A 20,523-nucleotide genomic window follows, 5' to 3' on the forward strand; every position below is an offset into this window, starting at 1 on the left:
TCTAAAAATGGGAGTTAGGATCTCGATCGACTGTGGCGCATTTAAATTGTATGTTGGCCGGCGAGGTGGAAAAAGCAAAGATTCAAGTCTTTTGGCCTTCTCCGCCTCTGTACTCTATCCCATCAGCCATAACAGCCAATGTATATGGGTAGGAACTAAAAGCTGGGCTTAGTTGCTGCCGGTAAAAGTTACTTCGGGGAACTTCGATTGAGCTTCTGTCATCGGGCGCCGTCTGCCTTCTTCTTGCCAGTAGTTGATTACTTCTGTGGCTTGGTTGAGGATTTCGACGCGATCGTTGTCAGCAATCCAGTGTTTGGCTTCGAGTTCGTTTTTGAGGTCTTCCCACGCATCTTTGCGCGGCCAAAAAAAGTAGGATGTCAGCGGGCTAGTTCCTTTGCCGACAACTTGGTCAACGGCGAGGGCAACATTCTCTTCTAGCCAGAGAACTTTTAAGATGAACTTGGACAAGCAAACCTCCAGGGTTTTGATAGAATTTGTTAAAAATTTCTACAATCGCTAAGCGTAGCACATTCTGTTCGATAATGAGTGATCGGTGATTAAAATTTTTGTCGCGCGGCTGGGTTTCGCGCCCCTTCTGGGCCCTAAATCAATCAAATTTGTGCAAAACTCGCCCCAGTTACCAGGATAATTAAGTTGTGAACAGAGTTATTTTAGTTTTGGATATTGACGGTGTGGTGCGGGATGTGTCCGGTTCCTACAGGCGGGCGATCGCGGATGCGGTGGAACACTTCACGGCTGGTGCTTTTCGCCCAAATTCTCTGGATATCGACTCTCTGAAGTCTGAGGGAGTGTGGAATAATGACTGGGAAGCGTCTTTTGAGTTAGTTTGCCGTTATTTTGAGGCGATCGGGCGATCGAGAAATCAACTCACTCTCAACTATGACGAATTAGTGGCTTTTTTCCAAAGTCGCTATCGCGGGCCCGATGAGCAAAATTGGACTGGTTACATTTGCGACGAACCGCTGCTGTTAAGTCCGGCTTACCTGGAAAATTTAACGCTTGGCGGTGTTGCTTGGGGTTTTTTTAGCGGCGCGATGCGAGCTGAAGCTGCTTATGTTTTGACAGGGAAACTGAGTTTAAATTCCCCTGTGTTGGTGGCGATGGAAGATGCACCGGGAAAACCAGATCCGGCTGGACTTTTCGCAGCAATTGAACAGTTGGAAAACCTGCACGGTTTAGCAAAGAATTTGCCGGTGGTTTATGCGGGAGATACTGTTGCCGATATTTACACGGTGGTGAAGGCGCGGGAATTGCAACCAAATCGGGTTTGGCTTGGTATGGGAATTTTGCCACCTCATGTTTTGGATGATTCTGTGCGCTGTGAGGCTTATAGTGCAGCGCTGAAAAAAGCAGGTGCTGCAGCGGTTTTGCGGAATGTGGAGGAGTTGACGGCGGCCCGGATTCGAGAATTAGTCAGTTGTTAGTTGTTAGTTGTTAGTTGTTAGTTATTGGTTGTTAGTTGTTAGTTGTTAGTTATTGGTTGTTAGTTATTGGTTGTTAGTTGTTAGTTATTGGTTATTGGTTATTGGTTATTGGTTGGTTGTTAGTTATTAGCTGTTAGTTGTTAGGAAAGTAACATACCCCTTGATGATGCGGCGGTTGAAACCGCGTCTACACAAACGATGTCGGCCTGCGCCGGCTGTTTCATAAAGGCGATCGCCAACCCGGATTTGGCATGACAACTGCCAACAGCCAACTGCCAACTAACAACTGCCTACTGCCCACTGCCAACTAACAACTGATAACTTTCCCTTTAAGATTATTTTAAGTTCAAGAATTTGTCTAGGGCGCTGACTACAACTGGCGGCCAGCGGCGGGTTTTTGCAACCCAATCGAGGTCTTTGTAGCGGGAATCGAGGCCGATTGCGGCTACCCAATTGCTCTCAGCTTCGCCGCGATTTCCTGCTTCCCAAAGACAGGCGCTGAGGGCGGCTCTCATGTCTGCAAATTGAGGGTATCTGCGGACGATGTTTTTCATGTTGCGAATTGCTTCTTTGGTTTGCCCGTTTTGATACAGTGCTAGGGCGTGGTTGGCGCGAGCAAAGGCGTATTCGGGGGCTAGTTCAAAGGCTTTGTTGTAGTCTGAAATTGCTGGTTCCCATTCTCCTAAACCTGCTTCGGCGTTACCTCGGTTGTTGTAGGCGGCTGGATCTTTGGGGTCTAATTCTAGTACGTGATTGTAGTCGGCGATCGCTTCTTCCCAACGTCCTAAACCTTCTAGGGCGATGCCGCGGTTGAGGTAGGGATCGGGGGCTTCGGGAGCTAGTTCGATCGCCTTTTCGTAGTCAGCAATTGCTGGTTGCAGTTTGTTTTGGCTGACTCTAGAATTGCCTCGGTTGCTCCAAGCGGCTGCTTGTGAGGGGAATTTTTCGATGATTTGAGTCCAGAAAGTTTCTGCGGCGGGAAATTTGCCTTCGTTGGTAGCTTCAAAAGCTTTTTGAATGAGTTCTGCTAATTCCTGCTGGGAAGCTGCAATGTCTGTGGGTTGTTCTTGTGCGGCGGCGGGCGCGATGTTTCCCAACCAAACTAACCCGGTTACAATTAATACTGTAAAGAATGTGAAAAGTGAGCGAATCATTTTTGTTAGTTGAAACTTTACTAAACATATTATTAACCGAAATTGCGGGCGTTGGTTAGGGGATGTTGGAAAAGTCTCGGCGACTTAAGTCGCAGCTACACACACAAAACCTGCCTCTGCAGGTTCTGAAACCCTGCATTTTCTTGAGAAAAGTCTCGGCGACTTAAGTCGCAGCTACACAAACAAAACCTGCCTCCGCAGGTTCTAAAAGCCTGGATTTTCTTGAGTTGGCGCAGGCGGACTTTGGTTGTGTAGTTGCGGTTTTAACCGCCAGTTTGTGTAGTCGCAACTAAGGATAATTTAATGAAAAAACGATTGCTAATTTTGGGCGGAACGGGGGATGCGACTAAACTGGCTGCCAGAGCCTCTCAAATCGCCGATCTTGAGGTGGTTTCTTCGCTAGCAGGACGCACTCAACAGCCTTTTACTCCAAAAACGGGTACGGTGCGAATTGGGGGTTTTGGTGGGGCGGCTGGGCTGGCGGCGTTTTTGGATTGTAGCCCGATCGACTTGTTGATTGATGCGACTCATCCGTTTGCGGCTCAGATTTCTGCTAATGCTGCGATCGCTGCTGCTGAGTGTAATGTGCCTCATTTGATGCTGGTGCGTCCAGCTTGGGAGATGGTGGAGGGCGATCGCTGGATTGAAGTTGGCAGCCACTCGGAGGCTGCAAGGGCTTTATCAGGGCAGTCTCAGCGGGTATTTCTCACCATTGGTAGGCAGGAATTGGCGCAGTTTGCTGGTTTGGATGCTATTTGGTTTTTGATGCGGGCGATCGATCCTCCTGCACTAAATACTCCTGTTCCTAACGGTAAATTGTTATTAGCAAGGGGGCCTTTTACATTGGAAGACGAACGGCAGTTGCTGTTAGAATATCAGATTGATACAATTGTTAGTAAAAACAGCGGGGGCGGTGCTACTTATGCTAAAATTGCTGCCGCTAGGGAACTGGGACTTCCGGTGGTGATGGTGCAGCGGCCGCAGATTCCCGATGTTGAGCAGGCGGCTGATGTTGAAGGGGCGATCGCTTGGTTAATTAAGCAGTTATTAGTTATTAGTTATTAGTTACATCCTTAGGGCGATCGGAATGTGCCAGGTCGCCTCAACTCAGGTTGTAGCAGCCAGACTGCAAGGATTCCTCTCCCCCAAGCGTCTATAACCAACTAAGCTACTATCAGCAGTTGGGGTTAAGGTCGCGGATATGACGGGGTGAAAACGCCTCTGTCTTTTTGAGAGCGATCGATTTAAACTATTCTGAGTGCAAGGCTGTCCGGTTTTTTGTCACTCCGTCAGGATAATTACTCTCATAACCCTACCGAATCAGGAGACTCAAATATATGCAATACAAAAACGGTATGCCAATTGCCATTATTGGCGCGGGAATATCAGGCATTACGACAGCCAATATTCTCAAAAAAAATGGCTTCCAAGTAGTTGTTTTCGAGAAATCCGAAAAGATGGGCGGAGTATGGGCACTTGCATACCCAAACGTACACCTGCAAAATATCAGGGAACAGTATCATTTATCTGATTTTCCCTGGCCATTCACCCCTGATTTACATCCCACCGGAGAACAAATCCTGAATTATTTGGAACAAGCGGTCAACCATCTAAAGCTTGATGTGCGGTTAAATCACGAAGTTATCGAACTAAAAGAAACAGAAGATGGCTGGCTATTAAGATATAAAAATCAGGAGGGCGTTCACGAAGAATTATTTGGATACGTCGTTATCTCAGTTGGGCAATATACAGAAGGAAAGTATCAACCTGAATTTTCAGGTATGGAAGATTTCGCTGGGAAAATCATCACTGAACGGGATGTCCACACGCTTGATGTATTCGATAATCAACGAGTTGTAATCGTTGGCTTCGGAAAAAGCGCCTTGGATATGGCGACTTTCGCGGCAAAACAAGGCGCGCAAGTAAATCATGTATTTCGTACACCGCGCTGGCTTATCCCCGAATGGATTTTGGGCGTACATTTTACCTACGCATTATTCAGCCGCTTTGGAACAGTGATGATGACAAGTTGGGCACATCCAACCGCCATTGAACGTTTCCTGCACAATCGCCTTGGCTTCATTGTTTCAGCTTTTTGGGATTTGATTGCATCCATCTTCCGCTTTCAAGTTCAGCGAAATGTTTCTGGAAAAAGCCAAGCCGCCCAGGGTCGAATCAAAGTTGTACAACCAGACCACAAACTATTGCCTGATTTACGTTCAGCCACAGCAGTTGCGCCTGAAAATTACTATCCGTTTATTGCAGAAGGAAAAATCTCGCCTCACCGTGCAGAATTATCTGGTTTTTCGCCAGAAGCAGTAAAATTGAAAAATGGTTGCGAGATTCCATGCGATTTAGTCGTTCTATCTTTGGGTTCGCAAACGCCGATTTTTCCATTTTTGCCTGATAAATATCGAAAAATGTTGGAAATCGAACCAGATGGCGTGCAGTTATATCGCCACTTGCTTCATCCTCGCATTACTGGCATTGCCTTTGCCGGGTTCAATCATGGATATATGCACGTGCCAGCAGTCGAGATCGCCACACAATGGCTGTGTGCTTACTTGCGGGGTGAACTTGAGTTACCTTCCAGCGAGAATATGGAAAAAAGTATTGAATATATCCGCCAGTGGAAACGCGCAAATATTCAATTTGAACCTTCGCTATCCTGTGGAACCAACACTCGCTTCCAACAATATATTGACATCTTGCTTAAAGATCTGGGTGTTTCTCCTTATCGAAAATTGCCTAACATTTTCGCTGAGATATTCGGCAGATATCAACCATCTGATTATCTTGGCGTATCGGAAGAATATAATCACAAAAAGAAAAGTCGCTCTACTCCACTACACCCTCTTCCGTTGGATACATGATTGCTTTCCTAGCTTAAGCTGTTACCTTAGCAATGAGCACTGCCTGGGAATACAAATCTCTAGGCTAGGCCTCCAATTCCAATAACTAAGGCCCAATTCCCAATTCTCAATGCCAAATTATTTGGATTTTTTCGGACTATTCAAAGAGTTAAGATGATTGTTCATATCCTGCAAATATTTTGATAAAACAGGATACTGTGAAGTTGCTAGCAGTGCATCTTTTTTCTGGCTGACAGTTGTTTCTAAGGGCAAAACTCGATAGTTAGTTTTATTGTTCAAAGTATAGCGGTGTACCCAAGTCGGAAAGGTTTTGATGCTGGTAATTTCTGTGGTCTTTTCGGGAAAGGTTTTGCGAATATTTACTTGCAAAATTACGCCTAAGTCTGTATATTTTTTATTCTGACCGGAAATGAAGTTTCCCATTGAATAAATTGCTACAGCTTTGCGAGTTTTGCCATTTTTTCCGGGAAAGTTAAAAATTTTGTAAGGTTGGACAACGTGGGGATGACTGCCGAGAATGATGTCTGCACCGGCTTTTAATAGGTTTTCAACTAATTGTTTTTGTTGGGTGTTTGGCTGTCGCTGATATTCGTCGCCAAAATGTAGGGAAATTGCGATTATATCTGCTCCTTGTTTGCGGGCTTTGGCTATGTCTTTGATTATCTTTTTTTCGTCGATTAGGGAAACTAAGTAGTCTTTGCCTTTGGGTATGGGGATGCCGTTTGTGCCGTAGCTGTAGGCTAGCATGGCTAGTGAAATGTTGTTTTTGGTGCTGATTAAAGTGCGATCGCCCGTAGCTTTCGATTTGGCTGTTCCTGTGGAAGCAATTTTGCGATCGCTCAGATTGGCGATCGTCCTAATTACTCCTTTTTCTCCACGATCTAAAGCATGATTGTTGGCGGTTGTCAAGATATTAAATCCGGCTTTTTTAGTCGCATCCGCTAATTGAGCCGGTGCGTTAAATAGCGGATATCCCGTATATCCGCCCGCATCTTCACCCGCTAAAGGTGTTTCGAGATTTCCGATCACCCAATCGCCTGTTGACAGGATGCTTTTAACTGGTGCGAAGAAACTGTCAAAATTGTATGTTTTATTTTTTGCGTCGTAGCCCGATCGCGTTTGGGTACTGTGCATCATAATGTCGCCGACAGCAATTAGTGTTGCTTCTTTGATTTCAGACTTTGGTTTGGCGGGAACAGGGGCTGCAATTGGCGATGGCGTCCCGCCCCGCAAGCTACGACTTTCTGTAGGCTGTGTGTTGGTTTGTGGCGTTTGGATATTGCAGCCTGCGATCGAAAGCATGGCAATTACCGAGAGCGATCGACTAAAATTCATGATTTATGATAGTGATACCAGTTCAAAAAAACAATGCAAGTGCAGGCAATATCCCAACTATTATAGGGGTTCTCAAGCTTGGTGAAGTATGCCCTATGCCCTATGCCCTATGCCCACTCCTAGCACCTCATGTTACGATCGAAAGGCTATATTATGTCATCAATTATTCAATAATATAACCCAACACTTGGGGGTTAAAAATACGGGGAAGTTTAAACCAGGTTTTATAGAACCCATTTGATATCTATTCTGCGTAAATCTCAGAAACCGGGTTGATCTCTATATTTCTCGTCACCCAAAAACTCGTATAAACTCGGTTTCTCGCCCCTTGCGTAAATCTCAGAAACCAGTTTCTCTCTATATTTCTCGTCACCCAACCCAAAAACTCAAAGATGTCAAATGGGTTCTATACAAGCTTGCACCCGCACCAGGAGGCTAGGCGAAGCCGAAAGTCCTGGTGCGGGTTGAATACCGGGCCGTTAAAATTACCTTATTGTCAGTTGGGGTTGCTAATCTATCCAGACGATCGATAATACCTGCCAATAATTGACAATCTCAAAAACCCGTCTCTACCTAATCATAAATCGCTAAATTCCCTATTGCCGCCACCTCTCAAATTGGTCTTCGGAACAGCCATTAATAAATTTATTGTTCACCCAACCGTTAAGGATTGTCAAAGTTTCATTAGGAGGATTGCCCGAAAATCTTGCAGCAATTTTTACCCAATTACCTTGTCTGGTGACGGCCCGAACTCCATCTCCTTTTTTTAGTTTAGCTACAATCGGGTACTTATCGCCGGGGCCTTTGCGAATGTTGACAGCGCCGCCTTCACCTGTAATAAAAGAGCATTGAGTTTGCTTTTTTAAAGCTTCTACTTTTTGGGAAGAAAGATTTTGCTGTCTGCCAAAAACTGGAAAGCTGTAAAGTGAGAAACTTAAACTTGCAACTGCGGCTGCAATAAAAAAGGCTTTTGATTGAGTAAAACTTAGCATTTATTTGAGCTCCTTGGGTTGGCAGGACTTCAGTCCTTGCTACTAAGTGTTATTTTACCGAAGCAAACCATTCGGTGATGCCTTGGGCGATCGCCTCGGCTAACTTCTGCTGTTCTGTCGGATTCACAATCCATTCAAATTCTTCGGGATTAATCATAAATCCCAATTCCATTAAAACAGATGGAGTAACTGCAGGACGAGTCATGGCTAGGTTGTTCCAGAATACACCATAGCTCGGACGGTTCAAATTGGCAACTAAATAATTGTGAAGAAACATTCCCAAACTGTGGGCTTGGGGATGAAACCAGAAAGCGCCGACACCTTTAGTATTAATTGCATCGCCGTTATCCGGCAAGGCATTGTAATGAATCGAAATTGCGATAGCCGGTTCTTCTTTTTGAATCATTTCTACCCTCGGCGGCAAATCCAAATCGACATCTTCCACCCGCGTCATTACCACATTTGCGCCCCGATTTACCAATTCCTCTCGCACTAATTTCGACACAATTAAAGCTACTGTTTTTTCGCGATAGCCCGTGGGCCCCACACCCCCGGAATCTTGCGGCCCGCCGTGTCCCGGATCGAGGAGAATTTTGATTCCCGACAGCGGTTTTGCTGACGAATTCGGCATCATGCTGGTATTCGCAGGAGGATGTTTTAAAGACAACACTAAAGTTGTGCCGTCGTATCTCAATTTGTAGCCCCACTGCTGGGCAGATTTGAGATTGAAAGTATATTGTACTTGCAGTGGCGATGTTTGTTGCCATACCAAACTCGAAATTACTGGGTCATCGTCGAGGCGAATAATATCAGTTTGAGCGGTGGTATTGTACAGTGTTAAAGTGAAGGTGCGTTCTCCTTCTTGCACGGTGACTGGGGCTGGTATTTCTAAGGGAAATAAAACCTCTGTCCAGCCTGGAACTTGACGCGATCGCGCGCTGCGAATAATCGATCGCGCGGGAACTGCATCCTTGACAATTTGCACTTCTGATGCTTTGATCCAAGCACCGTAATCGAGTCGAATCCATTCTCCCTCGCGCCCGATAATTGTTGCTCGCGTTCCCTTTGGCAGCGGTGTCATCCGAGAAAAATCTGTACTCGCCCCGGTTCTAGCGACACCAGGATCTGCTGTTACTTCGGCTATTTCTAACTCAGCCGGGGAGAGAAGAGAAATCTTGCCGGTACCTTGCTGGCTGATAGTTCGATCGTTCATTGTTAGCTCAAATACTGGCACTCCTAAATCAATTTTTTCTGCTTTTGGTAGCGAGGAGTTAGACTCATTTTCGCCCTTGAGCAAGGGTGGATTTGGGGGAGTTATAGCGCAGCCTTGATACTGTTCGATGCTGCTTTTGGCGATCGGGGAATTTTCACCTAGCAGTACAGATTTGTTGTCGGGGAGTTCGACTTGCGATCGCGCTTTTAAAGGAATAGTAACGCCAGCCAATTTTACCGCAACTAAAGCATTCGCCGGGGCGATCGCCCCAAAGCAAATATATTCCCCCGGCAAACTCGCCACATCGACTTTCGGTGTCAGGGAATTTTTCGCAAAAGCCAATCCAGCGGGGACTTCCGGCTGATTCGACTCGCGCGTCACCTTAATTTGAACTTGCTGATTTTCGTAACGCAAGGTAAAGACATTTTCGCCTAATTGCAGGGGAACTGTCGGGGCGAAATGGCCCGCCCCGCTGCGCGGAATTTGTTGGCCATTTACCGATACTTGTCCGGTTGGGGGGGCGGTACCGATTAAAAAAATGCGATCGGCTATTGTTTTGTGGTTGGCGGGAGGATAGGCGACGGACAAAGGTTGAGCGGCCACAGCTACAGAGGCGATCGCCATTATCATCCCAAAGACAACTAATCCTAAAAATTTTCTCATGCTCAATTGAAATTAATTGACAGTCTGTTGGTTATTTATACTCGAACTTGCGCCAAGAAACCCGGTTTCTGCGAAAATATTGGGTTGAGTAACGAGAAATACGGAAAGAAACCGGGTTTTTGAGGATTAGGGGTAAGTCCTATTGACTATATAAGACCCAGTTTATCAGGTTGGTAGTTGCAATTGAGTTATCGGCGACATAAATTTTCTCATAAAACTATTAAGTTTTAAGCGATCTCTAAGTCATTCTCCACAGTTTATCCAAGGGATTGCTCGGTATTGTAAAATACAAAAAATCCCACAATCAGACAAACTCTCATAGTATATTGGGCAAAAATAGTTAATTTATGGTGATAAATATGGTAACTTATTTAGGCAAAAGTCAGAGCTTTTAGCACGAAAGTTAAAATATTTTAGCAGTTCAAATGGGAGAAATATTCAAATTTACTTCAAATAAAATAAGCTTATTTAAAAATTAGAATAAGAACTCGAAAGACTCAAAAAGACACAGCCAAGTAATAGCTTTTACATCATCAAAATCCCATCAAATAATCTGATACAGAAATCAGAGACAGCGGCTTTTGATAACTCAAAATAGTCAGAACTCTAGCCAAAGCGTAAACCAGAGAGACAGCCAGGACATATCGGCAAAACCCGAAAAAGATTTGCGCGAGATAGATATGAAATCAGCACTCCTGACTAAGAGTGAGCATTGTGGTAGCAGAGAATTAAGTAACATTATTGGTTATAGTAAATCTAGGGTAGCGTGCTTAGTAGATAGACCAATTGAAGTAGTGCAATATCAACGAGCCCAATGTCAGTATAATGAATGTGGAGCCATAGTGATTGGGTCTGCCTCACCGGGTATAGTGCCAGGATAAGATTTGAGTATTGACCTACAAGCATTATTGGTATGGTTAGGTAAGCCTTCTTTAATTCCCCAATCTCAGACCTGAATCCTTACATCTCGAAGTTTTGACACTGCTTAGCGATTCGAGGTATAATTGCGTTCACGGGGTGACAACCTCTGGATCAAACTTGTCTATCAAAGATTTTGAAGTTTCTGACTGCCAAAAATATCAAGTCTTAGTGACCAAATTGTTGACACTGACCTGGAGAAATATCAAGATGAAAAGCACCAAACTAATTTATATGATTTTGCCCTACACGCGCCGGGAACTGCCGGGATGGGGAAAATTATTTGAAAACTTAGGTGGATATAAAAGTGAATTGTGGAAAGATGCCCCTACCCGTACTATACGCGGCAAGTTTCATCAATATTTGATGACTCTCGATCTTTCCTCTTGGCACGAACGAATGACATATTTTCTAGGTCGCTACTACGAGTTAGATATCCAAAAATTCATGATCGAAGCCGTAAAACCGGGCGATAGTTTTATCGATGTCGGAGCTAATTTAGGAATGATTACTCTGATGGCAGCACGGTGTGTTACTCCGACAGGGACTGTACATTCCTTTGAACCAAATCCTTTTGTTTTTAAGCGATTGCAGGCGAATGTGAGTAACAATGAATTGCAGCAAGTTACCCTGCACAATTGCGGTCTTGCCGAACGACAAAGCGAACTAACACTAACTGTAGTCAATGAAGAGTTGGGGATGGGAACTTTTACAAAAATCCCTCAACAATATGAGTCGCTAATTTCCAACCAGTATCAACTAACCGTGTATCGCGGAGATGACATTTTGCCTGAAGAATTACCAGGCATCACTTTTATTAAAATTGACGTAGAAGGGTTTGAACCCCTGGTAATTCGAGGGTTCGATCGCACAATTCAACGCCTGCATCCAGTAATCCTGACAGAGGTAGTACCGGAACATCTAGAAAGGGGCGGTTTCAGTGTCAAAGAACTTTGCGAAATTATGCAAAATTACGGCTATCAACCTTTTAATATCTCTACCAAACGTTCTGGGTTGCGACATCACCTCCAATTAACTAAGCTTACAGATAATCAGATGACAGAAAATGTGTTGTGGCTGCATCCAGAAAATAATCTTTCTTCACGCCTTGAAAAGTATTTTAAAGAATCCTGAAATGGTTTAAAACCAGTTGATTTGCGCTTTAATTTAGGGGAGGAAACGACTTTTTAACTATTTATGGAACATAAGGTTTGACATCAATAGTCTCTCAACCCATAATTAAAAAAATAAATCAAAACGCTATTCTTCTGTATCTCTGCAGCTTTATCGCTTCTGAGATTCAGTTTTTTGACAACAATTTATAGCATAGAATCACTCAAAATTCTAGCCCCAAAAAACTGCTTTCTTTTCTTCCTTAGCACGCTTCAGTAACGCGACTTTCATCGGTTCCGTAAAATAGGTATTCGTGAAGCAAGCAGAGATTAAATTCTACCAGTCCAAACACAGCCCTATATAAAACCGTGAATCGAGTTTCTCCCGCAATAGTTATCTTAGGTCAAAACAGCCTGCCGATCGCCCAAACCATCTCCGCAGTCTTCCCAGGTTCCCAGATTTACGGTTTAGTCGATCGCACATCCGACACAGACATCAACTTTAGCAACTTCGGCGAAACACTGCGGGAATTGTTCGCAACCCAAACCCCAATCATCGCCATCTGCGCCGCCGGAATCATCATCCGCACCCTCGCCCCGCTGCTGTCAGACAAACGCGCCGAACCGCCAGTTTTAGCCGTCGCCGAAGACGGAAGCGCCGTAGTACCGCTGCTGGGCGGTTTGCACGGCGTAAATGACTTGGCGAGAGAGATTGCAGCCGCCCTCGGCGTGCAGCCTGCAATTACAACAACGGGAGATATTCGGTTTCGCACCGCCTTGCTAAGTCCTCCCCAAGGCTATTATTTGGCGAATCCAGACGATGCGAAAACTTTTATTTCAAATTTGCTCGCCGGGGCGAAAGTACGCCTAGAAGGCGCTGCAAGCTGGCTTTCCGAGAGCAATTTGCCGTTAGCGCAGCCCGCCCCTACGGGGGCTACGCCAACGGAGAGGAGCGCCCCCGACGCAAAATTGACTATCCGCGTCACCGAAAAAGCAGTTTTGCCAACACCAGATTGTTTGGTTTACCATCCGCAAATTGCGGCAGTTGCACTCACACAGCTATCGAATATGCAGCCAGAAATAGCCCTGTCTTGCGTGCGGGAATTACTGGCAAAAACAAATTTAGCGGCCGCTGCAATTGCTGGATTTTTTGCCTTAAAAGATGAGATGGGAAATCCGGCATTAGAAGCAGTTTCAGCATATTTTCAAGTTCCCGTCCGTTTTTTCAATCGATCGGAACTTGTCAAATTAAACTCAATAGAATTCAGCGAAAATCAGGCGGCACAAATTGCGCTGACAGCAGCCGGTGCAAACAGTCAGTTAATCGAATGCGATCGCACTTTAGCCCTGAATTGCGCGATCGCCCTGGCTGCAGAACCGATTGATGCAAGCGCGATCGGCATTAGTCGCGGCAAACTGGCGATCGTCGGTACCGGGCCCGGAGGCGCGCCCTGGATGTCGCCGGAAGTTAAGCAAATTTTGCGCGAAGCCACCGATTGGGTGGGTTACAAGTTCTATCTCGACTTAGCCGGAACCCTGCGAGAAGGACAAAAGCGGCACGATTCTGACAATCGCGAAGAGATCGATCGCGCCCGTTTTGCCCTAGATTTAGCAGCATCGGGCAAATCTGTCGCCGTGGTTTCGTCGGGAGATCCGGGGATTTTTGCGATGGCTGCGGCGGTGTTTGAGGCGATCGACTTTGATACCAAACCCGAATGGGAAGGCATCGACATCCGGGTAGCACCGGGAATTTCTGCGATGCAGGCGGCCGCTGCTGCGATCGGAGCACCCCTCGGACACGATTTTTGTGCGATTTCGCTTTCGGATATTCTCAAGCCTTGGGAGGTCATAGAACAGCGAATCTCTGCCACCGCCAAAGCGGATTTAGTTGTGGCATTTTACAATCCGATCTCAACAAAGCGGATTTGGCAATTGGGAAGGGCGATCGAGATTTTGTTGCAAACTCGCGATCCTAAAACCCCGGTTGTATTGGGGCGAAACCTCGGCAGGCCAGGCCAATCCGTGCGCGTTTGCACCCTCGGCGAATTCCAGCCGGAAGATGCGGATATGAGAACTTTAGTCATTGTTGGTTCGAGTCAAACTCGGATTATTCCCCGCAAATATGGAGGAGATGTTTGGGTGTACACGCCGCGCAGGTACGATTTAAGTTCGCACTCAGGACTTCAGCCCGATCTTTAAGGACTGGCTTTTGTGACTGCGAACTTAATTAATTAGTATTGGAGACATGGGCGATCGGAAATCGGGTTTGATGGACGAAAATTATCTGTTTTGACACAAATATCAGGTAAAAAACCCGGTTTCTTCGGTCTTAATGCGTCTAGGAGTGTTAATCTCCGGTTAATTCTGCCTCTTGTTCGATCTCAGGGTGTTTACTGAGATTGGCGATCGCCTTTGATGTCAGAAATTCTCCGTACTTAGGGCGATCGGCTGTCTGAAGCCGAGTTTCTCTGTCAGAGATCGATCGAATTTAGAGCTCTACTCAACCGCAGTCAAGATTTCAGCTTCATTTTTCGATATCTCTAATTTACGTTTCAATCAATAATGTTTTAATTTACACAAATAAAATTAAGGGCGATCGATATCTGCTACATTTCTTAATCCTGCGACAATTTTACCGTAAAAAAAAATAAATTGTTCACCATGATAGCTCATCTATTCCCGTAGATATACCGAGAAAAGATTTTTTTGGATAACATATGCTTAATCAAAAATTAAACAAACGGTTAAGAAAACATGAAATTCCAAATTTCTCTAACCCCTGGGACTATCACCCAATTTTTGCTTCGAGTTGTGACCTGTCTGGTTGTAATATCTTTCTTAAGTGAGATGGCCGCGTACTTCTTGCCTGGTGTCCGGTCTGAAAACTACTTCGTCAAGGTATTCAGCGTTAATTCCGAGCGAAACATTCCAACCGCATACTCAACTTTGGCATTGCTGTTTTGTTCTTTCTTGCTGGGTACGATCGCCTATATAAAAAATTTGGATAGTTGTCGCTACAAGAATCACTGGAAAGCTTTATCATTCATATTTTTATATATATCTATAGACGAAGCCGGTCAATTGCACGAAAAATTGGTACAACCGATGCGAACCATGCTAAATGCCACAGGAATTCTTTACTTTACTTGGGTTGTGCCGGTGGGCATTCTAGTAGTGATATTTCTCTTATCCTACATTAAGTTTCTGTTCCACCTTCCTGTTCATACACGAAAATTGTTTGTTGCAGCAACTGTTATTTATATTGGAGGAGCGCTAGGGATGGAATTGGTAGGAGCATACCAAGCTTCTGTAGCGGGAGAAGATAATATACCTTACAAGATAATAGTGACGGTTGAAGAGTCATTAGAAATGCTGGGCATCGTAGTATTTATCCACGCATTGACTTCGTATATCAAGACATATTTAGGCGGGTTAAGTTGGAATATTTACATACCAGGAAAACAAACACAGGTTACAGAACATGAAAATATCGGCATACCCGCCCTCAGCGAACCAGCCAACACAAATATCTCAAGATAAATCACTTACAACCGGGTTTGATGAAGGACAAAAATACTGCATTCTGGTCTTGAATCACAATAAAAAACCCGGTTTTTTTAGTATTAGTTTGTCTGGGAATGGAGGTTCTGCAATCTTCGGCGCACCAAACGAGTAATTAGAAGTGGAACAGCTTAGTTCACAGATGCCATCCTCACCTTTACCAAGAATTCACTAAGAGCAACCTTTGCATCAGGATTTGACGGCAAATGACTTGTCAAACTTGCCTCTTCTAATACATTGATTAGCCGATCGCGCTCCTGGTGATAAAATGCAATATCTGTATCTTCCAGCACCGACTTTTCCGCCCCAGCCAGCTTGCGAGCAATCAAATCGGGAATATACGACAACTGGAACTTGTCGTTAAGTTTAACCAAATTCGCCTCAACTTCCCCCGTTTGCATCAAATGAATCCCAGCCAGCAACACGCGGTAAACGTACAGCAGCGGCTTAACTCGACGCGGGCTTTGTTTCTCAAACAATCTCCATTGAGTCTGAGCAAAACCGAGATAGTGGTGGCTGTGGTGCTTGGTAATGCAGTTCGAGGCGAGTTCTTTTAACTCCTGATGTTCCTCGCTACTATAAACTATGAGCGGCGAATACAGTTGTTCCAATACGTAGCCGTTGCGCTTCAACAGCAACTCAAGAAACTTTTTAATATCGTGAGTGACTAAATCGAGTTCCATTTTCTCCCGAACTTCCGAAACTTCGATTGTTTCTTCTCCCGAAATCAGTCCAATTACTTTCGGTAGCGGCAAGATATGTACTCCCCGCAAGTCGAAATCAGAATCTGCCGAAGGAAAACCGTATAAGTGCGATCCGCTGACAGTCGCAAACAGCAATGGGTAAGGTCGAACTGAGATAATTTTGGCTAGATTAGAGATATATTCGATCATTTTTCCAACATTTTATTAATGCTAATTTCAATTCCGGTTAAACAATCGCAAATAGCTGTAGTGGCGGGTTTTACCAACCATATATGTCTCAAATTAACGATCGCGTAAACCCGCCCCTTTTAGCCGATCGCACTTCTACGAGATTTAATCAAAAACTGATTGGCTTTCTCGTAATTAGGACGTTCTGGTAAGGAAGTTTCTGCAAAAGCGCGATCGAACTCTGCGTGCAAGCTCAACCGCCAGCGATTCACCTCATCCCAGGATATTTCTTGATTGCGGATTGATAGCAATTGCGATCGAAAATCCTGCACCCGCACCGGCACAAACCCTTCCTTCAGCACCGTAATTCCCGACAGCAACAACCGAATCAAGTGCATCGCGTGCTTCGATCGCACTTCTCCTGTATTCCGCAAGTCTTGCTCCATTTTTTTAAATTGAGACAAAACGTAGCTATTGTAAGTTTGATAAATTAATTGAGACAGAAAGATTTCCCGAATTTCTAGCAATTCTTGTGCTACAGGAGAAACGGTTTCTACTAAAGGCGTGTACAAACATTCTAGCACATTGGGATTAGCTTTTAGTGCCAAAACTAGAAACTTTTGCAGTTCCCAATAGCATTCCTGATTTTCCTTGTTTTCCAATTGTTCTGGAATGCCGTAAAGCGACCAATGAAGAATTGCCGGCGGCTGGTAAATCCCGCGCCTGTCTGTATCGGATTGCTCGTTATCCAAACCGTAGGCTCTGGAACCAACAATGCAGCGGTAAATTACAGAATCATAGAGGTTATATTCTGCGAGAAAATCTCCTCCAGACTCTAATCCTTCACTTTGAAACTGTTTGCGGATGCTGAATTCGTGTCGCCGCAGACTAACTTGTGTTGCGTCTGGGAGTTTGACTAAATAGGCGTGGGAATTGTCTGTAGGCGATTTGACAATGACACCTACTGCGCCTTGTTTCCAAGATTTGTCTCCACCGGGGTTTTTGACCTCAATTTTGGTGACAATTTGGGTTCCGGCGGGCACGATTAGGTTGAAATTTTGGGAAAGATTGGGATTTGTCACGAGGAAACCTCCTGCGGAGACACGAGCTACATTCTTATTGTAGTATATTTGTAGTGGAAAATGGGTGTTTTGGGCGATCGATCGTTTTGGCGTAGGTTAAATGCTGTTTCAGTAAGTCTTGCATCTACTTCTAACAGCAAAAAAAGTAGTAAATAAATATTACTTACTTAATTTAAACTTTTGTGCTGATATTTCTACAACAAAGGTACTTCGATGGTAGCAGTAATTCCCGCATAGTGCCTCATAATTATCTCAGGAGTATTACCCACCCATTTTGCTATTTGTACAACATTGATGCCAGCTTCTAGACATTGTGTAACGAATGTGTGCCTAGTATGGTACTGGCTCCTATATTCACTAACTAGACCTTCTTTGACCAACTTTGTTACAACCCCATCCACTTTATTTCCATGCCTGTTTTTATATCCCTTCCAAGCTCTGCTTAGGAAATTGTGATCGTCAATTTCTTTACCTTCGGGACTGGGGAATACTAAAGATTCTGGATCGCCACTTTCTGGCTTAATTAATTTTAGAAAGTTTTGTAATTGAGCATTACAAGGGAAAATCCTTGGTTTGCCAGTCTTAGTACCTTTTCTATTTCCTCTAACATAAGATTCACAAAAACAGATGTGGTGGCAGTCAGCATCTATATGTTTCCATTTTAGCCCTATAGCTTCCGAAGTCCTGCATCCTGTAAAAAAAAGAAATTTAACAAAAGAGGCATAATGGCTATAGTAGCGATCTGTCTCAAAAGCTTTTATGATGGCATCTTTTTCAGCCTTAGAAAAAGGTTTTATGTCCTCTAATTGTTTAGGTTGTGTTTTGATATTCTTGGCCATACCTAAAAAAGGGTTGTTAGAAATATGACCATACTCAACACCCCAATCACAACAAGCTGTGATATTATTTAAATATTTTTTAGCCGTATCGGGATTAAAATTATCAATCAAATAATCTCTTATTTCTACAGCATCTTCAAGAGATTGTTTTGGTAGCTTTTTAACATGAGAACTTATGGCACTGTAAGCATTTTTAAGAGTGCTAACTGCAACTGTCGGAGTTTTATAAACTACATACATTTCCCACAACTTTGATAGAGTTATTGCTGGCTTTGGCTTAATTGCTTCTACAACAGTCAGATATGTCTGATTTCTGTATTTACCATTGGTAGCTTTCTGTGTAGTGTTCATAGCTTAATCCTGACTATGGCTTTGGAGCAATCATAGTCATTTCGTAGTTAATAGTCAATGTAAAGCCAAAAATCTTGGCTAAATCCCCCTAACTTTTGATATATATAGATTTAATAAGATGGGCGATACAGGATTTGAACCTGTGACATCTACCGTGTGAAGGTAGCGCGCTACCACTGTGCCAATCGCCCGTAGATAATTACGATACCATACCAAGTCCAAATGTGCAACTAAATTTTTCCAAAAAATTCAGCCGCTTGTTTCCCAGTTAAACTCGACACAATGCCCAGAACACAGGCATTTGTCGAGTCTGGCATCAATCAACCTGCCACCAACCCGCCGCAGGGCCGACGAACCGCACCACAATCCACCAACCCACCAACAGACTAATCCCGATCCAGCTTCCGCGAGATGTCCACCTCACAAAATCTTCGCTTTGGGTTTTCGTGATTGGCAGCCACGAAACGATGCGCTCTTCTTTACCGAATTCGTCGCCGATCGAATCTTTACGACGCTTAGCTTCACCCATAATTTTTGTCTGCTAAATCAGATTTCAATTGTATAACCAACCAAATTATACGCCAACAGGTCATCTCAGGCCTGCGTCAGCCAAGTCGTATCCAAATAATTAATCCTCGCAAACGGACTCAGCGCCGCTAAAACCTGCTGCCCGTAACTGCGGTGAATCACCCTGCTGTCAAAAATCGCCACAACCCCCTGACGTTCTCGCACCGGCGCGATCGCCCGTTGCAACTCATTCAGCGCCGCCGGCAGCAAATACAACCGAAACCAATCTAGACGCCGCTCCTTATAATAAGCCACACGCGCCGCCACCAAAGGATTCTCCAAGGTAGGTAGTGGCAAAGTGGCGATCGCCAGCAAGTGAGGCGCGCTCAACTCCCCCTGATGTTCCCGCCAAAACTCCCACCCACTCACCAAAATCCCATTCTCCCCCACATCAGTTTTTTCTACCTGCACCCGAGAACCGAACTCAGAAGCCAAAATCGCCGCCAGCCGAGCCCTCAGCGGTACATCACCAACAATCAGCACAGTTAAACCCGCCACCGACACACTCATCAACAGCAAAGTCCGAATTTCTTGAATTAAAACACCCTGAAATTCCGGCGTATTCGGCAGCGGCAGCCAGTTGGGAATGTACAGTTGAATTAATTCGTTTTGTCGATCGGGCGAAAACTTCACACTCGTCAACTCTGGCAATCCCATCATTTGCCGGAAGATCGGAGCCTTCGGTTCCACATCCACCGCACAGCCAATCAACACCACAGGCACTGCAGACCAGATTTGGCCCAAAACCTCCGCCACCTGCACCGGCGCGCAGTAGAGAGAAAATGACCCGCTCGATCGATGAATTTGCGCCCACCGCAGTTGGCCGTTAGTTTGCCAGCAATGCCAAAAATTGCTCCAAGCAGCCGGAATCAGCCCGTTAAGCTCGATCCTTCCTAGCAGCCCCTCCAAAATATTTTGCTCTGCAGTTTCCAGCAAATAGCACTCGTCAGGCTTAGCTGGATGCAGAAACACAGCCCGCGTTAGCAGTACCCGCACTTGGAGGATTTCATCCGCCAGCATTGGCTCAGATTGCATTAAATCATTCCAGTCAGGAGGTTGCAAACCCGCAGTCAACTGCTGGCGCGTCCAAACTTCCAAATCATCCACACCGTCGATAATTGTCGGAATATTGCCGCGAAGTTCCGAATTTTCCGCCAAGCTATCCGCCAGCCAAGACTGCGGATCTATGAGCGTCAGCCCTTGGAAATCGGCATTATGGGAATAAATCTCGATCGGCTTCTCTGTTTGCAGCCACTCTTGCAAGCGAGGAATTTCCACCCGCTGCAAATGTTCCAGCAGCGGTGTCGGCGCAACTAAAATCACCGGATCGGGCCACATCAAAACCGGCATCAAATAACTGACTCGATACCGCTGTCGGTAAGCTCCTGCGGGCAGCCCCGTTTGAATTAGAGCGCTGCGCCCCAAGCGCAAAGCCCGCGCCACGAGACGCGCCATCGTTAAATGGTGGGGCCAGTGCGGCTCGGAGTGCGATCGCAAGAAGTGGAGCAGCGAGTTGTGGACTTCTACCTCAATCAATCGATGTCAC

General features: G+C 45.1%; 16 protein-coding genes and 1 tRNA gene. 6 read left to right on the forward strand and 11 right to left on the reverse strand.

What is annotated here, in order from left to right; translation table 11 throughout:
* Positions 1-168: 168 nt before the first annotated feature.
* Entirely contained in the window at positions 169-480 is a 312-nt protein-coding gene (locus QUA01_RS18285) for a 30S ribosomal protein PSRP-3 (RefSeq protein ID WP_228042653.1), read from the reverse strand.
* A gap of 176 nt (positions 481-656) precedes the next feature.
* Here QUA01_RS18285 and QUA01_RS18290 point away from each other — a divergent pair, with 176 nt between their 5' ends.
* Positions 657-1,445, forward strand: coding sequence for a TIGR01548 family HAD-type hydrolase (locus tag QUA01_RS18290; RefSeq protein WP_333091484.1), 789 nt, complete (start codon positions 657-659; stop codon positions 1,443-1,445).
* 335 nt (positions 1,446-1,780) lie between these two features.
* Here the strand turns inward: QUA01_RS18290 and QUA01_RS18295 are convergent, their stop codons facing one another.
* On the reverse strand, positions 1,781-2,599 hold the full coding sequence (locus tag QUA01_RS18295) for a tetratricopeptide repeat protein (protein ID WP_333091485.1): 819 nt from the start codon (positions 2,597-2,599) through the stop codon (positions 1,781-1,783).
* Between the two features lie 303 nt (positions 2,600-2,902).
* On the opposite strand from QUA01_RS18295, the gene QUA01_RS18300 reads away from it, so the two are divergent.
* On the forward strand, positions 2,903-3,664 hold the full coding sequence (locus tag QUA01_RS18300; RefSeq protein WP_333091486.1) for a cobalt-precorrin-6A reductase: 762 nt from the start codon (positions 2,903-2,905) through the stop codon (positions 3,662-3,664).
* Between the two features lie 272 nt (positions 3,665-3,936).
* Positions 3,937-5,472, forward strand: a complete 1,536-nt coding sequence (locus QUA01_RS18305; protein ID WP_333091488.1) for a flavin-containing monooxygenase — start codon at positions 3,937-3,939, stop codon at positions 5,470-5,472.
* A 117-nt stretch (positions 5,473-5,589) separates the two neighbouring features.
* On the opposite strand, the gene QUA01_RS18310 is transcribed toward QUA01_RS18305, so the two are convergent.
* The 3 genes from QUA01_RS18310 to QUA01_RS18320 all read right to left on the reverse strand — a co-directional run bounded on the left by QUA01_RS18310 (position 5,590) and on the right by QUA01_RS18320 (position 9,675).
* Positions 5,590-6,807 carry a CapA family protein gene (locus tag QUA01_RS18310; RefSeq protein WP_333091489.1) on the reverse strand — a complete coding sequence of 406 codons (1,218 nt, stop codon included), beginning with the start codon at positions 6,805-6,807 and terminating at the stop codon, positions 5,590-5,592.
* Positions 6,808-7,403: 596 nt separating this feature from the next.
* Positions 7,404-7,799: an SH3 domain-containing protein gene (locus tag QUA01_RS18315; protein WP_333091490.1), complete on the reverse strand. Its 396-nt coding sequence runs from the start codon at positions 7,797-7,799 to the stop codon at positions 7,404-7,406.
* A gap of 49 nt (positions 7,800-7,848) precedes the next feature.
* Positions 7,849-9,675, reverse strand: coding sequence for an N-acetylmuramoyl-L-alanine amidase (locus tag QUA01_RS18320; RefSeq protein WP_333091492.1), 1,827 nt, complete (start codon positions 9,673-9,675; stop codon positions 7,849-7,851).
* Positions 9,676-10,803: 1,128 nt separating this feature from the next.
* On the opposite strand from QUA01_RS18320, the gene QUA01_RS18325 reads away from it, so the two are divergent.
* The 3 genes from QUA01_RS18325 (at position 10,804) to QUA01_RS18335 (ending at position 15,245) form a co-directional block, all read left to right on the forward strand.
* Positions 10,804-11,727: an FkbM family methyltransferase gene (locus QUA01_RS18325; RefSeq protein WP_333091493.1), complete on the forward strand. Its 924-nt coding sequence runs from the start codon at positions 10,804-10,806 to the stop codon at positions 11,725-11,727.
* 347 nt (positions 11,728-12,074) lie between these two features.
* Positions 12,075-13,904 carry a precorrin-3B C(17)-methyltransferase gene (cobJ, locus tag QUA01_RS18330; RefSeq protein WP_333091495.1) on the forward strand — a complete coding sequence of 610 codons (1,830 nt, stop codon included), beginning with the start codon at positions 12,075-12,077 and terminating at the stop codon, positions 13,902-13,904.
* A gap of 648 nt (positions 13,905-14,552) precedes the next feature.
* Complete coding sequence (locus QUA01_RS18335; protein ID WP_333091497.1) at positions 14,553-15,245, forward strand: hypothetical protein; 693 nt, start codon at positions 14,553-14,555, stop codon at positions 15,243-15,245.
* 152 nt (positions 15,246-15,397) lie between these two features.
* Here QUA01_RS18335 and QUA01_RS18340 read toward each other — a convergent pair whose 3' ends face one another.
* The 6 genes from QUA01_RS18340 to QUA01_RS18365 form a co-directional block, all read right to left on the reverse strand.
* A complete protein-coding gene (locus tag QUA01_RS18340) occupies positions 15,398-16,159 on the reverse strand; it encodes a nucleotidyltransferase domain-containing protein (RefSeq protein WP_333091499.1) in 762 nt (253 codons plus the stop codon).
* Positions 16,160-16,278: 119 nt separating this feature from the next.
* Positions 16,279-17,220 (reverse strand): nucleotidyltransferase domain-containing protein, encoded by a 942-nt coding sequence (locus QUA01_RS18345; protein ID WP_333091501.1) that lies wholly within the window; start codon positions 17,218-17,220, stop codon positions 16,279-16,281.
* A 194-nt stretch (positions 17,221-17,414) separates the two neighbouring features.
* Positions 17,415-18,410: a site-specific integrase gene (locus QUA01_RS18350; RefSeq protein WP_333091504.1), complete on the reverse strand. Its 996-nt coding sequence runs from the start codon at positions 18,408-18,410 to the stop codon at positions 17,415-17,417.
* 119 nt (positions 18,411-18,529) lie between these two features.
* A tRNA-Val gene (locus tag QUA01_RS18355) sits at positions 18,530-18,601 on the reverse strand.
* 125 nt (positions 18,602-18,726) lie between these two features.
* A complete protein-coding gene (locus tag QUA01_RS18360; RefSeq protein WP_333091506.1) occupies positions 18,727-18,939 on the reverse strand; it encodes a DUF2839 domain-containing protein in 213 nt (70 codons plus the stop codon).
* A 65-nt stretch (positions 18,940-19,004) separates the two neighbouring features.
* A complete protein-coding gene (locus tag QUA01_RS18365; protein WP_333091507.1) occupies positions 19,005-20,513 on the reverse strand; it encodes a helicase C-terminal domain-containing protein in 1,509 nt (502 codons plus the stop codon).
* Positions 20,514-20,523: the final 10 nt, after the last annotated feature.

Origin of the sequence: Microcoleus sp. S36a_B3, from assembly GCF_036700745.1 — a bacterium.
Classification (GTDB): Bacteria; Cyanobacteriota; Cyanobacteriia; order Cyanobacteriales; family Microcoleaceae; genus Microcoleus.

Bases quoted from the DNA above. Each gene is read 5' to 3' on its own strand.
- QUA01_RS18295 (WP_333091485.1), bottom strand. From the start codon at position 2,599: ATGATTCGCTCACTTTTCACATTCTTTACAGTATTAATTGTAACCGGG.
- QUA01_RS18300 (WP_333091486.1), top strand. From the start codon at position 2,903: ATGAAAAAACGATTGCTAATTTTGGGCGGAACGGGGGATGCGACTAAA.
- QUA01_RS18305 (WP_333091488.1), top strand. From the start codon at position 3,937: ATGCAATACAAAAACGGTATGCCAATTGCCATTATTGGCGCGGGAATA.
- QUA01_RS18310 (WP_333091489.1), bottom strand. From the start codon at position 6,807: ATGAATTTTAGTCGATCGCTCTCGGTAATTGCCATGCTTTCGATCGCA.
- QUA01_RS18315 (WP_333091490.1), bottom strand. From the start codon at position 7,799: ATGCTAAGTTTTACTCAATCAAAAGCCTTTTTTATTGCAGCCGCAGTT.
- QUA01_RS18320 (WP_333091492.1), bottom strand. From the start codon at position 9,675: ATGAGAAAATTTTTAGGATTAGTTGTCTTTGGGATGATAATGGCGATC.
- QUA01_RS18325 (WP_333091493.1), top strand. From the start codon at position 10,804: ATGAAAAGCACCAAACTAATTTATATGATTTTGCCCTACACGCGCCGG.
- QUA01_RS18335 (WP_333091497.1), top strand. From the start codon at position 14,553: ATGGCCGCGTACTTCTTGCCTGGTGTCCGGTCTGAAAACTACTTCGTC.
- QUA01_RS18340 (WP_333091499.1), bottom strand. From the start codon at position 16,159: ATGATCGAATATATCTCTAATCTAGCCAAAATTATCTCAGTTCGACCT.
- QUA01_RS18350 (WP_333091504.1), bottom strand. From the start codon at position 18,410: ATGAACACTACACAGAAAGCTACCAATGGTAAATACAGAAATCAGACA.
- QUA01_RS18360 (WP_333091506.1), bottom strand. From the start codon at position 18,939: ATGGGTGAAGCTAAGCGTCGTAAAGATTCGATCGGCGACGAATTCGGT.